Origin of the sequence: Oerskovia gallyi (assembly GCF_014836745.1) — a bacterium.
GTDB classification, from domain to species: domain Bacteria; phylum Actinomycetota; class Actinomycetes; order Actinomycetales; family Cellulomonadaceae; genus Oerskovia; species Oerskovia paurometabola.
Genome location: NZ_JACSQE010000002.1, coordinates 155037 through 169322 on the forward strand (window position 1 = coordinate 155037; position 14286 = coordinate 169322).

At 69.9% G+C, this 14286-nt stretch carries 14 protein-coding genes; 9 read left to right on the plus strand and 5 right to left on the minus strand.

The window, feature by feature from the left end:
- Nucleotides 1–5: 5 nt before the first annotated feature.
- Entirely contained in the window at nucleotides 6–2516 is a 2511-nt protein-coding gene (locus H9640_RS03140) for a glycoside hydrolase family 3 C-terminal domain-containing protein (RefSeq protein ID WP_318243616.1), read from the minus strand.
- A 78-nt stretch (nucleotides 2517–2594) separates the two neighbouring features.
- On the opposite strand from H9640_RS03140, the gene H9640_RS03145 reads away from it, so the two are divergent.
- The 5 genes from H9640_RS03145 to H9640_RS18950 are packed head-to-tail and all read left to right on the plus strand — an operon-like array spanning nucleotide 2595 to nucleotide 6019.
- Nucleotides 2595–3212, plus strand: coding sequence for a TetR/AcrR family transcriptional regulator (locus H9640_RS03145; protein WP_191789279.1), 618 nt, complete (start codon nucleotides 2595–2597; stop codon nucleotides 3210–3212).
- A 53-nt stretch (nucleotides 3213–3265) separates the two neighbouring features.
- Nucleotides 3266–3463 carry a hypothetical protein gene (locus H9640_RS03150; protein WP_191789280.1) on the plus strand — a complete coding sequence of 66 codons (198 nt, stop codon included), beginning with the start codon at nucleotides 3266–3268 and terminating at the stop codon, nucleotides 3461–3463.
- A 55-nt stretch (nucleotides 3464–3518) separates the two neighbouring features.
- Nucleotides 3519–3833 carry a type II toxin-antitoxin system death-on-curing family toxin gene (locus H9640_RS03155; protein ID WP_318243617.1) on the plus strand — a complete coding sequence of 105 codons (315 nt, stop codon included), beginning with the start codon at nucleotides 3519–3521 and terminating at the stop codon, nucleotides 3831–3833.
- A 57-nt stretch (nucleotides 3834–3890) separates the two neighbouring features.
- On the plus strand, nucleotides 3891–5474 hold the full coding sequence (locus H9640_RS03160) for a DUF262 domain-containing protein (RefSeq protein WP_318243618.1): 1584 nt from the start codon (nucleotides 3891–3893) through the stop codon (nucleotides 5472–5474).
- On the plus strand, nucleotides 5384–6019 hold the full coding sequence (locus H9640_RS18950; RefSeq protein WP_263598716.1) for a restriction system modified-DNA reader domain-containing protein: 636 nt from the start codon (nucleotides 5384–5386) through the stop codon (nucleotides 6017–6019). The genes H9640_RS03160 and H9640_RS18950 overlap by 91 nt, the downstream gene beginning before the upstream one ends.
- Before the next feature lie 27 nt (nucleotides 6020–6046).
- Here the strand turns inward: H9640_RS18950 and H9640_RS03165 are convergent, their stop codons facing one another.
- Together H9640_RS03165 and lpdA are read right to left on the minus strand one after the other, a co-directional pair.
- Complete coding sequence (locus H9640_RS03165) at nucleotides 6047–6205, minus strand: hypothetical protein (RefSeq protein ID WP_191789282.1); 159 nt, start codon at nucleotides 6203–6205, stop codon at nucleotides 6047–6049.
- A 506-nt stretch (nucleotides 6206–6711) separates the two neighbouring features.
- Nucleotides 6712–8115, minus strand: a complete 1404-nt coding sequence (gene lpdA, locus H9640_RS03170; RefSeq protein ID WP_191789283.1) for a dihydrolipoyl dehydrogenase — start codon at nucleotides 8113–8115, stop codon at nucleotides 6712–6714.
- A gap of 212 nt (nucleotides 8116–8327) precedes the next feature.
- Between lpdA and H9640_RS03175 the strand changes: the two genes are divergently transcribed.
- The 3 genes from H9640_RS03175 (at nucleotide 8328) to H9640_RS03185 (ending at nucleotide 10950) form a co-directional block, all read left to right on the plus strand.
- Complete coding sequence (locus tag H9640_RS03175) at nucleotides 8328–9263, plus strand: DUF808 domain-containing protein (RefSeq protein WP_191789284.1); 936 nt, start codon at nucleotides 8328–8330, stop codon at nucleotides 9261–9263.
- Nucleotides 9264–9393: 130 nt separating this feature from the next.
- Entirely contained in the window at nucleotides 9394–10233 is an 840-nt protein-coding gene (locus tag H9640_RS03180) for an LLM class flavin-dependent oxidoreductase (protein ID WP_318243619.1), read from the plus strand.
- Between the two features lie 183 nt (nucleotides 10234–10416).
- Nucleotides 10417–10950, plus strand: coding sequence for a DUF2199 domain-containing protein (locus H9640_RS03185; protein ID WP_191789285.1), 534 nt, complete (start codon nucleotides 10417–10419; stop codon nucleotides 10948–10950).
- A 241-nt stretch (nucleotides 10951–11191) separates the two neighbouring features.
- Here H9640_RS03185 and leuD read toward each other — a convergent pair whose 3' ends face one another.
- Both leuD and leuC read right to left on the minus strand, forming a co-directional pair.
- Nucleotides 11192–11830 carry a 3-isopropylmalate dehydratase small subunit gene (gene leuD, locus H9640_RS03190; RefSeq protein ID WP_191789286.1) on the minus strand — a complete coding sequence of 213 codons (639 nt, stop codon included), beginning with the start codon at nucleotides 11828–11830 and terminating at the stop codon, nucleotides 11192–11194.
- 42 nt (nucleotides 11831–11872) lie between these two features.
- Nucleotides 11873–13354 (minus strand): 3-isopropylmalate dehydratase large subunit, encoded by a 1482-nt coding sequence (gene leuC / locus H9640_RS03195; protein WP_191789287.1) that lies wholly within the window; start codon nucleotides 13352–13354, stop codon nucleotides 11873–11875.
- Nucleotides 13355–13519: 165 nt separating this feature from the next.
- Between leuC and H9640_RS03200 the strand changes: the two genes are divergently transcribed.
- Nucleotides 13520–14239, plus strand: a complete 720-nt coding sequence (locus H9640_RS03200; RefSeq protein ID WP_030150819.1) for an IclR family transcriptional regulator — start codon at nucleotides 13520–13522, stop codon at nucleotides 14237–14239.
- Nucleotides 14240–14286: the final 47 nt, after the last annotated feature.

The window sequence follows — 14286 nt, forward strand, 5'->3', positions numbered from 1 at the left end:
TCTTCTCAGTCCTTCGTCCGAGCCCGCGCGGCCATCGCGTGGGCACGCCATGCCGGGACCAGGCGGCGTGCGCCGCGCCAGAGCCGGCCGTTGACCATCAGCAGCAGGCCGTCGAGCATCGCCTCGTCGACCGTGCCGGCGCTCATCCGCGACACCGACCGGAACGGCAGGTCGAGGACGAAACGGGTGTTGTTCGCCGCGTGGGGGCGCCCCAGCGCCATGAGCAGGCGGCCGCTCGCGTCGATGAGCCCGACCAGCAGGCCCCCGAACCCGCCCCGACCCCGCGCCTGCGCGATGATGTCGGCGCGCGTGAGCGGCCGACCCGCGGGCCAGTCCTGCGCCGGGGGCGTGCGTCCCAGGAGCGCGGCGAACTCGTCGTCGGGGACGCGGTCCACGTGGCCGCTGACGTAGTGCGGGAGGCCCGTGGTGGCGGGCGCCCAGATCTCGCCGTCGACCACGACGGGCGCGGACAGCCGCAGGTCGCGCGACGACGCGCCGACCTGCACGGTGTAGGTGCCGGGCACGGTGCGCCACTCGTGGCTGCCCGTGTCGTAGGCGGCGAACGCGTGCTCGGCGAGGTCGACGCTCACGCGTGCGCTCTCGCCCGGCGCCAGGGTGACCTGCGCGAACCCGGCGAGCTCGCGCCGCGCGCGGAACTCTCCCTCGGCGGCGTCCGGCGCCTCGACGTAGACCTGCACGGTCTCGGTCCCGGACCGGTCGCCGGTGTTGGCGACCGTGACCTGGACGCTCGTGCGGTCCGCGACGAGGTCGCCGTGCTCGAACGTCGTGTAGCTCAGGCCGTGCCCGAACGGGTAGCGGACCGGCAGGCCGACCTTGTCGGCGTGGCGGTAGCCGACGTAGATGCTCTCGCGGTGCTCGGACGTCGCCTCGGTCCGCCCGAACGTCGCCGACGACGGCACGTCCGTGTAGCGCAGCGGGTACGTCTCGGCGAGGCGTCCTGCGGGGTTCACGCGGCCGGTCAGCACGTCGGCGATCGCCTGGCCACCGCCCTGGCCGCCGAGGTAGCCGTGCACGATCGCGTCGACGTGCTCGGCGAACGGCAGCTCGACGGGCGCGCCACCGGCCAGCACGACCACGACCGGCACGCCGAGCGTCGTGAGCTCCCTCGTGAGGGCGAGCTGGTTGCGCGCGAGGCGCAGGTGCGTCCGGTCGACGCCCTCGGCCTCGGCGGACTCGTCCAGGCCGAGGAACAGCAGCACGATGTCGGCACGCTCCGCGAGCCGGACCGCGCGACGGCGGCGGCGGACCGACGGGGCTGAGTCCCACGCGCCCCGGCCCCCGTCGCGGCGGGCGAAGCCCTGCTCGTACCCGACGACCTGCAGGCCGCTGTCGCGCAGCGCGTCGAGCGGGACGTCCACCCGGGTCGGGTTGACCAGCGAGCTGCCCGCCCCCTGGTACCGGGGATTCGCCGCGAAGTCGCCGATGACCGCGACGCGGCCCGAGTGCGGGCCGAGCGGCAGCGTCCCGCGTGCGTTGCGCAGCAGGACCACCGAGCGACGCGCGGCCTCGACCGCGAGCTCGTGGTGCGCGTCGAGGTCGACGGGCGCGGCGCCGTCGGGCGTGCTGGCAGACCCGCTGAGCGCGGCGCCGTCGGGCGTGGTCGCGGCCGTGCGGGTGCGCTCCGTGCGCTCGATCAGCGTCAGCAGCTCGTCGACGCGAGCGTCGAGGACCGCCTCGTCGAGGCGACCCTCCTCGACCGCGCGCACGACCTCGGCGTCGGTCACTCCGTCGGTCGACGGCATCTCGAGCGCGTTGCCCGCGACGAGGCCCGCGACGCGGTCGTTGTTGCCGCCCCAGTCGGTCACGACCAGGCCGTCGAAGCCCCACTGCTTGCGCAGGATCTCGTCGAGGAGCTCGCGGTGCTCGTTCGCGTAGGTCCCGTTGACCTTGTTGTACGAGCTCATGACGGTCCAGGGCCGGCCCTCGGTGACCGCGATGCGGAACGCCTCGAGGTAGGTCTCGTGGAGCGCGCGCTCGTCGACGACCTCGTCCATCGTCATGCGGTGCGTCTCCTGGCTGTTCACCGCGAAGTGCTTGGCGCTCGCGGCCACGCCGCGGGACTGGATGCCGCGGATCTGCGCCGCGGCGAGCCGGCCCGCGAGCAGCGGGTCCTCGGAGAAGTACTCGAAGTTGCGGCCCGCGAGCGGGTTGCGCTTGATGTTGAGGCCGGGTCCGAGCAGGACGCTGACGCCCTCGGCGGCGGCCTCGGCGCCGAGCGCCTCGCCCACCCGCTCCACGAGGCCCGGGTCCCAGCTGTTGGCGAGGGTGGCGGCCGTCGGGAAGCACGTGGCGGGCAGGCTGGCGTTGAGACCGAGGTGGTCCGCCGCCCCGCCCTGCTTGCGCAGCCCGTGCGGTCCGTCGGTGAGCATGATCGAGGGAACGCCGAGCCGGTCGACCGGCGTGGTGTTCCAGAAGTTCGCGCCTGAGGTGAGCGAGGCCTTCTCGGTGAGGGTCATCTCGCTACGGGCACGTCGTCGGGCGTCAGGAGTGAGCACGGCCACATGCTAGCCCAATCTCCACCAGTTGGTGGAATTATGAGAGAGGGTAGCCTCTGACCTCGGAGGGGATGCACCGTGACCACGCAGCAAGCAGCCACGACCGGGCGACCCGACGGGTACGCCACCGGCCGGGCGACCAAGCAGTCGATCGTCGCCCGCGCGGCCGAGGCGTTCGCCCAGAAGGGGTTCTACGGGGCATCCCTGCGCGGCATCGCGCGCGAGGCCGGGGTCGACCACTCGACCCTCCTGCACCACTTCGGCAACAAGACCGCCCTGCTCCTGGCCGTCATCGAGTGGCACGACGCGCAGCACGCACCGCCCTCGATGCCCTCGCAGTTCACGGCCGAGGACCTCGTCGACGGGTTCGTCCAGACCGCCGAACGCAACCGGGAAGCGCCCGGGCTGGTCCAGCTCCTCTCGACCCTCTCGGCCGAGGCCGGGACGCCCGGCCATCCCGCGCGGCCGGTGCTGCAGGAGCGGCATCGCGTCCTCGTCGGGGTCATCGGCGGGATGATCCGGACGCAGCGTTCACGTGGCGTGCTGGACGACGCCGGGGCCTCGCCCGAAGCCCGCGCCGCGCTCGTCATCTCCACCTGGGAAGGGCTCCAGGTCTACGACGCGCTCCACCCGGGGGACGTCGACGTCCCGGCGATGGTCGGGGAGATGCTGCGGCGGGAGTTCGGGGTCTCGTAGTGCGGCGGGCCCTCGTGATGGAAGGCGCCCGCGCCGCGCGGCAGACTCGGAGCATGACGCAGGAGAAGATGGCGACGATCAAGGTCCCGGTCGCTGTGCGCGACCGGCTCAAGGCGCGCGCCGAGGCGCTGCACGTTACGCAGGGCGAAGCCCTCGAACAACTGCTCGACGAGTCCTCCGACGAGAACATCCAGACCCACATCACCGAGGCCATGGATTCCTGGAGCGAGGCCCTGAAACGGCTCGCGTGACGAGCTAGGTCACCTGGCGGAAGCCCTGGCTGCGGTCGACCGGAACAGCCGGCACGTGCGAGTTGCCCGGACCGCTGGACACCGGGTGGCGGCGCCCCGGGCGCGCAGGTACGCCGTAGAACTGCACGAAGGGCTCGACCTGAAGGCCGCCGCGATCATGGACTCGGTCAACCGGCTCCATCCGCTGCATGACGGGAACAAGCGACTCTCGCTGATCCTTGTGCACGTCTTCTACGCCATGAACGGGCACCGGCTCGTGGGCGACCAGATCGAGATGGCGGACTTCGTGATCGAGGTCGCCGACACGCACATGCCGCTCGAGAAGATGAGTGAGTGGCTCGGGGCGCACACCACGGAACGGCACACCTAGCACCTTCCCCGATCCTGCATGACCAATGCGGATCAGCGGATGCGGCAGGATGTGCGCGTGGAGACCTTCAAGCGCACGCCGCTGCAACTGTTCAACCTGCCGCAGCACTTCGTGATTCCGCTGTTCCAGCGTCCCTACGTCTGGAAGGAAGAGGATCAGTGGGAACCACTCTGGAAGGACATCCGCCGGGTCGCCGAACTGCGGATCGCTGAGCCCCACCTCAATGCCTCCCACTTCCTCGGCGCTGTCGTCCTTCAGTCTCATCCGACCAACAGCAAGCGACTGACGACGTGGAATGTCATCGACGGGCAGCAACGCCTGACGACGTTGCAACTCCTCGCAGACGCGGCCGGGGCGCTCCTCGCACAGGCCGACCTCCCCCGACTCTCCGGCCAGCTCGAACGATTGACCCACAACGACGAGATCTACGTCGACGATGATGAGGCGCGGCTCAAGGTCCGCCACCTCAACAATGATCGACCGGCGTTCGACGAGGTGATGACCTCCGAGCCTCCGATCGACCACGTCAACCTGAAGCACTCCGAATCTCAGATCGCCGCAGCGCACGGGTACTTCACGACAGTCATCGAGCGGTGGCTCGGGGCCCGAGAGTCCAACGACTTCGAGCCGAAGGCCAAGGAACTCACCGACGTCCTCTTGGACGGCCTCCAGCTTGTGTCGATCGAGTTGGAAGCGACTGAGAACTCACAGGAGATCTTCGAGACCCTCAACGCCCGCGGCACGCCGCTCACGGCCGCTGACCTCGTCCGGAACTTCGTGTTTCAGCGCCTGGAAGCCGAAGGCGGTGACACCCTGCGCGCCTACCGCGAGGACTGGCCTTTCGAGACGAAGTTCTGGATGAAGGAAGTGAGCGTCGGGCGCACGCTGGTCAGCCGAAGTTCGCTGTTCCTCAACCAGTGGCTCGTCTCGCGCACCGGCGAGGATGTCAGCCCCCAGTCCACGTTCAACCGGTTCAAGTCGTATGTCGAACTGGAATCGGGTCACAAGATGGCCGACCTGCTGCCAATCATCAAGCAGCAGGCGCACCAATACGAGGTATGGACTCACGCGGCCACCCAAGCTGGCGGGAGCCTCGACGCGGCGTCTATGGCGACCTACCGGATGCAGGCTTCCGGCGTCGAACTCCTCAAACCTCTACTTATCTGGCTCCACGAACCAGGCCGCCCCCTGACCCAGACCACGATCGACCGGGTCATCCGCGCCACGGAGAGCTGGGTTGTTCGTCGGCAGTTCCTCCGCCTCGCCGGAAGCGATCTCGGTCGAATCGTCGCCGACATTATCGCGTCGAACGCTGGCACTCCTGCCGATGATCTCGTCGAGCGCGTCACAGGACACCTTGCCCGACTGAACGCCACGAGTACCTACTGGCCCGGCGACGAAGAGGTGCGACAGACCCTCACCACGGAGGCCGTCTATCGCCGCTTTCCCCGATCCCGCCTCCGCATGTTCCTCGAAGCGGCCGAGGACCACTACCGCGCCGAGACCGGCCAGCCCCAAGTCGAGCGCAAGGGCTTCCCATCGAACACCTGTTGCCTCGGACCTGGAGAGCTACGTGGCCCGTCGAGACGCCGGATGAGGACGAGGCGCGTCAGGCGCGCGTGCACCGGCTCGGCAACCTGACACTGCTCACCACGTCGCTCAACTCCAAGGTTTCCAACGGTCCATGGTCGGCAAAGCGCGCAGCACTGCTGAACCACAACACGATCACCCTGACCGGGCGAGTCGTCAGCAAGACTGCGGATCACCCCTGGGACGAAGAGCTCATCGACGCCCGCACGGCCGAACTCATCGACGCGTTCCTTCACGTATGGCCGGTTCCCGAGGGACATCACGGCAAGGTCATCGACCCGCAGACGAAAGCGGGCGACTGGGTCGAGCTCAAGCACCTGCTCCAGGCCGGACTTCTGAGCGCTGGCGACAACCTCATCGCCACCCACCGTGATTTCAAGGGGCGCGAAGCCACGCTGACCCCGGACGGAGCGATCGAGCTCGATGGCCGTCGCTTCATGACGCCCTCGGCCGCCGGGCATGCTTTGCGCCAGAAGGCGACGAACGGGTGGTACTTCTGGGCGGTGGCCGATGGTAGGCGTCTGCGCGATCTCCGCTCTGAGTTCCAGAACTCGGTTCCAGCGGACGGGATTCTCACGTTCCCCGGCGGTTCGTAGCCCGGCCGACGGGGACCATGTACGCGGTCAGAGCAGGTCGCGGAAACGGTCGAAGAACCCCGAGAGCTTCTTGATCACTGTCGGCTTCTTTCCTGCTTGATGAGTTCGATCGAACTCGACGTCGTCGTTGATCGACTCGCGCTCGACCTTCCGCCCGCCTCGACGCTCGTCGTGCGCCAGAGTCAAGGCAGCAGGTCCAGATACTGCGGTCGCGCCTTCATGGCGTGGATGACCAACTCCTCACCGGAGTCGAACGCCGCGGGCGTTCGAGTCGTGGACCCGGTTGAGCCAGGCGCGCGTCGCTCTTCGTCAGGAACGTCAGCGGGCGGTCGTCTTCGGTCCGCGCCGAGAGGAGCTTTCCGTCGGGAGCCGGGCACCTCGCCTGCCACCACTTCGACGGGAGCTTGCGTAGCCGGTCCCACGCCTCGCGGCGACCCGCCGTCGTCCGCTGGGCCGTCGTCGCCTCCGCCATGAGCCCCCTCCCCCCGAGCCCTTCGTGCGGCCCCGGAAGGAGATCACGACGATACGCGCCGTCGCGCCCCCTCCGCGCCCCCCAGGGTGAACATTCCTGTCCCTGGCCAACCTCGGTTGTCCGCCCTGATTGAGGCAGCTAAAGAGGCCTTGACCTGCGGCGATACCGCAGATCAAGGCCTCCGAGCGGGACGGTCGATCCTACCTCTTTGTCCCTGCCGTCAGAAGTTGATCATGTGCCCCGCGAGTCCATGAATCGCCTCCTGCACGGCCTCCGACAGCGTCGGGTGCGTGTGCACGTTGCGCCCCAGCTCGGACGCCGTGAGGTCCCACTTCTGCGCGAGTGTGAGCTCGGGCAGAAGCTCGGACGCGTCGGGACCGATCAGGTGGCCACCGAGGAGCTCGCCGTAGCGGGCGTCGGCGACGAGCTTGACGAAGCCCGTGGGCTCGCCGAGGCCGTGCGCCTTGCCGTTGGCCGTGAAGGGGAACTTGGAGACCTTGACGTCGTAGCCCTCGTCGCGGGCCTGCTGCTCGGTGAGGCCGAAGCTCGCGATCTGCGGCTGGCAGAACGTCGCGCGCGGCATCATGCGGTAGTCGCCCAGCGTCATGGTCTCGGCGCCACCGATGGTCTCGGACGCGACGACGCCCTGCGCCTCGGCGACGTGCGCGAGCATGAGCTTCGCGGTGACGTCACCGATCGCGTAGATGTGGGGGACGTTGGTACGCATGACGTCGTCGATCGCGATCGCGCCGCGGTCGGTCAACGCGACGCCCGTGTTCTCGAGCCCGAAGCCCTCGACGTTGGGCGCGAAGCCCACGGCCATGAGGACCTTGTCGACCTCGATCGAGCCGGGCTTGTCGTCCTTGACGCCCTTGTAGGAAACCGTCACGGACGAGCCGCCATCAACGACGGTCTGCACCGCGGTCGACGTCAGGATGTTCACGCCGAGCTTCTTGTACTGCTTGGCGATCTCCTTGGAGACCTCGATGTCCTCGTTCGGCAGCGCGCGGTCGAGGAACTCGATGATCGTCACGTCGACGCCGTAGTTCTTCAGCACGTACGCGAACTCCATGCCGATCGCGCCCGCGCCGACGATCGCGATCGAGCGCGGCAGCTCACGCGTCAGGATCTGCTTCTCGTACGTGACGACGTTCTCGCTCAGCTCGACGCCCGGCAGCAGGCGGACCTTCGAGCCCGTCGCGATGATGACGTTGGCGAACGTCACGGTCTCGGTCTCGCCCGAGGACAGCGCGACGTCGATCGTGTTCGCGTCGCGGAACGTGCCGCGCCCGTCGTACTCGGTGATCTTGTTCTTCTTCATGAGGAAGTGCACGCCCTTGACGCGACCGTCGGCGACGTCGCGGCTGCGGTCGAACGCCTTGCCGAAGTCGAACGACACGTCGCCCGACATGCCGAAGAAGTCGGCCTGGTGCGTGAACAGGTGGGCGAGCTCCGCATTGCGCAGGAGCGCCTTGGAGGGGATGCACCCGACGTTGAGGCACACACCGCCCCAGTACTTCTCCTCGATGATCGCGACGGACTGGCCGAGCTGGGCCGCGCGGATGGCGGCGACGTAGCCGCCGGGGCCCGCGCCGAGGACGACGACGTCGTAGTGGTTAGCCATGGGGACCAGCCTAGGACGTCTGCCCGACGGCGGTGCGACCGATCGCGTCACACGTCGCCCGGGCGGCGGCGCCGTCGGGCAGCGGGTACGTCACCCTCGGCCGGCGGACGGGCCGCGACGGTGGGGCGCCCGAGTCGTTACGATGCGTGACAGCCGCGTCGATTCCCGACCTCAGGGCTCGTGGGCGGCGACACGGGCCTCGTGGAGACCTCATGGCCGTTGGACTCGTAGCCCTCCTGGACGACATCGCAGCGTTCGCCAAGCTGGCGGCCGCGTCCGTCGACGACATCGGCGCCGCTGCGGGGCGGGCGAGCGTCAAGGCGACCGGTGTCGTGATCGACGACACCGCGGTCACTCCCCAGTACGTCGCCGGGCTGGCCGCGAAGCGCGAGCTGCCCGTGATCAAGCGCATCGCGATGGGCTCGCTGCGCAACAAGCTCCTGTTCATCCTCCCCGCGGCACTGCTGCTGAGCGAGTTCCTCCCCGTGCTGCTCACCCCGCTGCTCATGGTGGGCGGGACGTATCTCGCGTTCGAGGGCGCCGAGAAGCTCTGGGAGATGGTCTCGGGCAAGCACGGCAAGGCCGTCGACGACGCTGCGGCGAAGAAGGCCGTCGACGAGGACAGCGTCGTGTCGAGCGCGGTACGCACCGACTTCATCCTCAGCGCCGAGATCATGGTCATCGCGCTCAACGAGGTCGCGACGGAGGGCTTCTGGGCCCGCGCGATCATCCTGGTCGTCGTCGCGCTGCTCATCACGGCGGTCGTCTACGGGATCGTCGGGCTCATCGTGAAGATGGACGACATCGGCCTGCACCTCGCGGGGCGCGAGACCGGCTGGGTCAAGTCGTTCGGCCACGGCCTGGTCAAGGCGATGCCGCGCGTCATGGCCGTCATCTCGATCGTGGGCACGGTCGCGATGCTGTGGGTCGGTGGCCACATCCTGCTGCAGGGCACGTACGACCTGGGCTGGCACGCGCCCTACGACCTCCTGCACGTCCTCGAGGACGCCGTGCACGGCGTGCCGGCCCTCGGCGGGTTCCTGGTGTGGCTCGTCGACACCCTGGGGTCGGCGATCGTGGGTGTCGTGGTGGGTGCGGTCGTCGTGACGGTCGTGCACTTCATCCCTCGCAAGAACAAGCACCACTGATCGACGCCCTCGCAGGGCGCTGCGGGCGGGTTCCCGGTCTTCCGGGAGCCCGCCCGTCCTCGTTCTTGCGGCGCGTGTGGGTGGCCGCCCCTACCGTGGGAGGACCGCCAACGAGTCGCAGGAGGATGTCATGGGCTTGCAGTTCGGGTTCGTCGGGAGCTTCGGTTCCGCGTCAGAGCTGGTCACGATGGCCCGCGAGGCCGAGGAGCACGGCTGGGACGGCTACTTCACGTGGGACGGCATCAGCCTGCCCGGCATGGAGGGGTACGACCCCTGGGGCATCCTCGCCGCGGCGGCAGTCCAGACGCAGCGGGTGACGCTCGGTGCGCTCGTGTTCGCCATGCCGCGCAGGCGCCCGTGGGAGCTCGCGCGCCAGGCGCTGACGGTCGACCACCTGTCGGGTGGTCGGCTGGTCCTGCCCGCAGGGGTCGGGGTGCTCGACGACGCCGGCTTCAGCGCCGTCCCCGGCCAGCTCACGTCGCTGCGCGAGCGGGCCGAGCTGCTCGACGACGTCCTCGCGTTCCTCGAGCGCTCCTGGTCCGGCGAGGCGTTCTCGTTCGACGGGAAGCACATCTCGACCGGCGAGATGACGATCTCACCGCGGCCCGTCAACGGGCGCATCCCCGTGTGGCCCGTGGGGGTGTTCCCGAGCGAGAGGTCGATGAGCCGCGCGGTGCGCTGGGACGGCGTGACGGTCCAGCTCCGGGGCGACCGCGGCATGGACCCGCTGACGCCCGACGAGGTGCGCGAGGTCGCCGGCTGGGTCGCCGAGCACCGTGACCCGGGCGCCGGGCCGTTCGAGCTCGTCGTGCAGCGCGACTTCGCGACGGACCTCGACGCTGCCGCCGAGGACGCGCGGGCGCTCGAGGCAGCAGGTGCGACCTGGTGGATCGAGGCCGGCTGGGACCCGACGAAGGTCACGGCGGAGTCGCAGCTCGCAAGGATCCGCCAGGGCCCGCCGCGCCCCTGAGGCACGCGTCCGCCGAGGGTGACGGGCCGGGCTGCCGAGGGTGATGGAGCGTGTTCCCGGGGGTGACGGAGCGGGCCGCCAAGGGTGACGGGCGCGTTCCCGAGGGCACCCCGCCGCACTCCGAGGGCACCCCGGCCGTCGCGACGCCGACCGTCAAGAAACGACCCCGCTAGGCTCACGCGCATGTCGTCCCCCACGGATCCCGCTCACCAGCACCAGAACGGCCAGCGGTGCGCATGCTGCGCCGAGCGGCACGACGGTCCGCTGCTCGCCTTCCACCTCCCGGCGCCCGCCTATTGGTCGCCCGAGTTCGAGGGCCAGGAGGGCTGCAGCCTGACCGACGAGCTGTGCGTGATCGACGACCAGCACTTCTTCGTGCGCGCGTTGATCGAGATACCTGTCCACGGCCAGGTCGATCCGTTCGTCTGGGGCGCGTGGGCCTCACTGAGCGAGGACTCGTACACGCGCACTGTGGCCGCGTGGGAGACGCCGGGCCGCGAATCCGCAGCGCCTGTCTTCGGGTGGCTCTCCAGCGCCTTGCCGGGCTACCGCCGCTCGACCCTCCGCCTGAAGACCATGGTCCACACGCGGGCCGTCGGCCTCCGTCCCCTGCTCGACGTCGAACCCACGAGGCACAGGCTCGCGCGCGAGCAGCACGGGGGCATCACACAAGCGGCTCTTGCGCGCCGTCTGAAGCGCCTGATTCCGCCGGCCTGACGCGGTCCGGTCGCCCCCGATCGGCGCGCACGTCACCCTCGGCACAGCAGCACGTCGCCCTCGGCGGGCTCGCGCGTCGCCCTCGTCGCACCCACAGGTCACCCTCGACCGGCGCGCACGTCACCCTCGGCGACAGCCCCGGTCACCCTCGCGGTACGGCCCGTCCCCTCGCCCCGCAGACGCCGACGGCGCCGCTCCCCACCCAGGGGAGCGGCGCCGTCGGGCCGGGCTCAGACGGGCGTCACGCGGACGGCCGAGCCGCCTCGATGTCGACCGTCGGCAGGTGCTTCGCCGGCAGCGTCTTGGGCCGCCACGACGCACGCGTCTGCTCGAACGCCGTGATGTCGGCCTCGTGCTGAAGGGTCAGGCCGATGTCGTCGAGGCCCTCCATGAGGCGCCAGCGCGTGTAGTCGTCGATCTGGAAGCGGACCACGACGTCGTCGGCCGTGGCGGTGCGCTCGACCAGGTCGACCGTGACCTCGGTGCCGGGCTTGGTCTCGAGGACCTTCCACAGCAGCTCGATGTCCTCCTGCGCGACGATGCCCGCGACGAGGCCCTGCTTGCCCGAGTTCCCGCGGAAGATGTCCGCGAAGCGCGAGGCCAGGACGACCTTGAAGCCGTAGTCCTTGAGCGCCCACACGGCGTGCTCGCGCGATGAGCCGGTGCCGAAGTCGGGGCCCGCGACCAGCACGGAACCGGACGAGTACGCGGGCTGGTTCAGGACGAACGCGGGGTCCCCGCGCCACGCCGCGAACAGCGCGTCCTCGAAGCCCGTGCGCGTCACGCGCTTGAGGTAGACGGCGGGGATGATCTGGTCCGTGTCGACGTTGCTGCGGCGCAGCGGGACACCGACACCGGTGTGGGTCGTGAACTTCTCCATGATGCTTCTGCTTCCTCGATGAGTGTCGTCAGGGGGCCGGTGTCAGACCTGCAGCGGGACGCGCGGGTCGAGCGGCGCGAGCGGGGTGCCGTCGAACGACGTGATGTCGACGTCGGCGGGCAGGTCCAGGTCCGCCAGCGAGGACAGGGTCCCGCGGATGGCGGTCGCGGCCGCGACGAGCGGCGACACGAGGTGGGTGCGTCCACCCTTGCCCTGGCGACCCTCGAAGTTGCGGTTGGACGTCGAGGCGCTGCGCTCCCCCGGAGCGAGCTGGTCCGGGTTCATGCCCAGGCACATGGAGCAGCCGGCGTTGCGCCACTCGGCTCCGAAATCGAGGAAGATCTGGTCGAGCCCCTCGGCCTCGGCCTGGAGACGGACGCGCGCCGAGGCGGGCACGACGAGCACGCGCAGCGAGTCGGCCTTCTTCTTGCCCTGGACGACCTTGGCGACCGAACGCAGGTCCTCGATGCGGCCGTTGGTGCACGAGCCGATGAAGACCGTGTCGATCGCGATGTCGCGCAGCGGCGCGCCTGGGGTCAGGCCCATGTACTCGATCGCGCGCTCGGCGGCGACGCGCTCGTTCTCGTCGGCGATCTCGGCGGGGATCGGGACGTTCGCCGACAGGGGCAGGCCCTGGCCGGGGTTGGTGCCCCACGTGATGAACGGCTCGAGGTCCGCCGCCTCGAGGACGACCTCCTCGTCGAACGTGGCGTCGTCGTCGGTCTTGAGCGTCTTCCAGTACTCGACCGCGGCGTCCCAGTCGGCACCCTCGGGCGCGTGCGGACGGCCCTTGAGGTACTCGAACGTGGTCTCGTCGGGAGCGATCATGCCGGCGCGCGCGCCCGCCTCGATCGACATGTTGCAGACCGTCATGCGGGCTTCCATGGTCAGCTTGCGGATGGCCTCGCCGCGGTACTCCAGGACGTAGCCCTGGCCGCCGCCGGTGCCGATCTTCGCGATGATGGCGAGGATGATGTCCTTGGACGTCGCGCCCGGGGGCAGCTCGCCGTTGACCGTGATGGCCATGGTCTTGAAGGGGGCGAGCGGGAGGGTCTGGGTCGCGAGCACGTGCTCGACCTCGGACGTGCCGATGCCGAATGCGAGGGCCCCGAACGCACCGTGCGTGGAGGTGTGCGAGTCGCCGCACACGACCGTGAGGCCGGGCATGGTCAGGCCGAGCTGGGGCCCGACCTGGTGGACGATGCCCTGGTCGGCGTCGCCGAGCGAGTGGATGCGCACGCCGAACTCCTTGGCGTTGTTGCGCAGCGTGTCGATCTGCGTGCGGCTCGTGAGGTCCGCGATCGGCAGGTCGATGTCGAGCGTGGGGGTGTTGTGGTCCTCGGTCGCGATCGTCAGGTCGGTACGGCGCACCTGCCGGCCGGCGAGCCGCAGGCCCTCGAAGGCCTGCGGACTGGTGACCTCGTGGATGAGGTGCAGATCGATGTAGAGGAGGTCGGGCGACCCGTCGGTGCCACGTCGCACCAGGTGCGCGTCCCAGACCTTCTCCGCCAGCGTGCCGGCCATGTTGGTTCTCTCCTACCTGTGTCCTGCGGTGGTCGCTCACGCGGGGGCCGTGGGCGACGATCGGGGGGTACATCTCGGTCGTGGACCGGGCGGAAACTCCTGGTCCTTCGTCGACACGACACCCGCTGACTTGCATCTCACTGTGCGAGACGTCAATATCGACCTATGGACAATTCTAGCGGAGTCGGCGTGCTGGACAAGGCGGCGTCCGTTCTGGGCGCTCTGGAGTCCGGACCAGCCACTTTGGCCCAGCTCGTCACCGCCACCGGACTCGCCCGTCCGACGGCCCATCGCCTCGCGGTCGCACTCGAGCACCACCGCATGGTGGCCCGCGACATGCAGGGCCGTTTCGTCCTCGGGCCGCGCCTGAACGAGCTCGCGACGGCCGCCGGCGAGGACCGCCTGCTCGCCGCGGCGAACCCCGTTCTGACGGCGCTGCGCGACCACACCGGCGAGAGCGCCCAGCTCTACCGCCGCCAGGGGGATCATCGCATCTGCGTCGCCGCGGCCGAGCGTCCCGTCGGCCTGCGAGACTCGATCCCCGTGGGCGCGACGCTCACCATGGGTGCGGGCTCCGCCGCTCAGGTACTGCTCGCGTGGGAGGAGCCGGACCGCCTGCACCGCGGCCTGCGCGAGGCCGTCTTCACGGCCACGATCCTCTCGGGTGTCCGACGGCGCGGCTGGGCCCAGTCCGTCTCGGAGCGCGAGCTCGGCGTCGCCTCGGTGTCGGCACCCGTCCGCGGGCCGTCGGGGCGCATCGTCGCCGCCGTCTCGATCTCCGGGCCGGTCGAACGCCTCACGCGCCAGCCCGGCCGCCTGCATTCGGGCTCGGTCGTCGCCGCAGCCAACCGCTTGACCGAGGTCCTGCGCCGCGCGGGAGAGTAGCCGTCCATCGACACCGGGACGTGGGGGGGGGGGGGGGGGGGGGGGGG

What these genes read in the sequence shown, in the direction of transcription:
- H9640_RS03185 (WP_191789285.1), top strand. Translation starts at nt 10,417, where the DNA reads ATGTCGTCCCCCACGGATCCCGCTCACCAGCACCAGAACGGCCAGCGG.
- H9640_RS03175 (WP_191789284.1), top strand. Translation starts at nt 8,328, where the DNA reads ATGGCCGTTGGACTCGTAGCCCTCCTGGACGACATCGCAGCGTTCGCC.
- lpdA (WP_191789283.1), bottom strand. Translation starts at nt 8,115, where the DNA reads ATGGCTAACCACTACGACGTCGTCGTCCTCGGCGCGGGCCCCGGCGGC.
- leuD (WP_191789286.1), bottom strand. Translation starts at nt 11,830, where the DNA reads ATGGAGAAGTTCACGACCCACACCGGTGTCGGTGTCCCGCTGCGCCGC.
- H9640_RS03200 (WP_030150819.1), top strand. Translation starts at nt 13,520, where the DNA reads ATGGACAATTCTAGCGGAGTCGGCGTGCTGGACAAGGCGGCGTCCGTT.
- H9640_RS03180 (WP_318243619.1), top strand. Translation starts at nt 9,394, where the DNA reads ATGGGCTTGCAGTTCGGGTTCGTCGGGAGCTTCGGTTCCGCGTCAGAG.
- leuC (WP_191789287.1), bottom strand. Translation starts at nt 13,354, where the DNA reads ATGGCCGGCACGCTGGCGGAGAAGGTCTGGGACGCGCACCTGGTGCGA.
- H9640_RS03150 (WP_191789280.1), top strand. Translation starts at nt 3,266, where the DNA reads ATGACGCAGGAGAAGATGGCGACGATCAAGGTCCCGGTCGCTGTGCGC.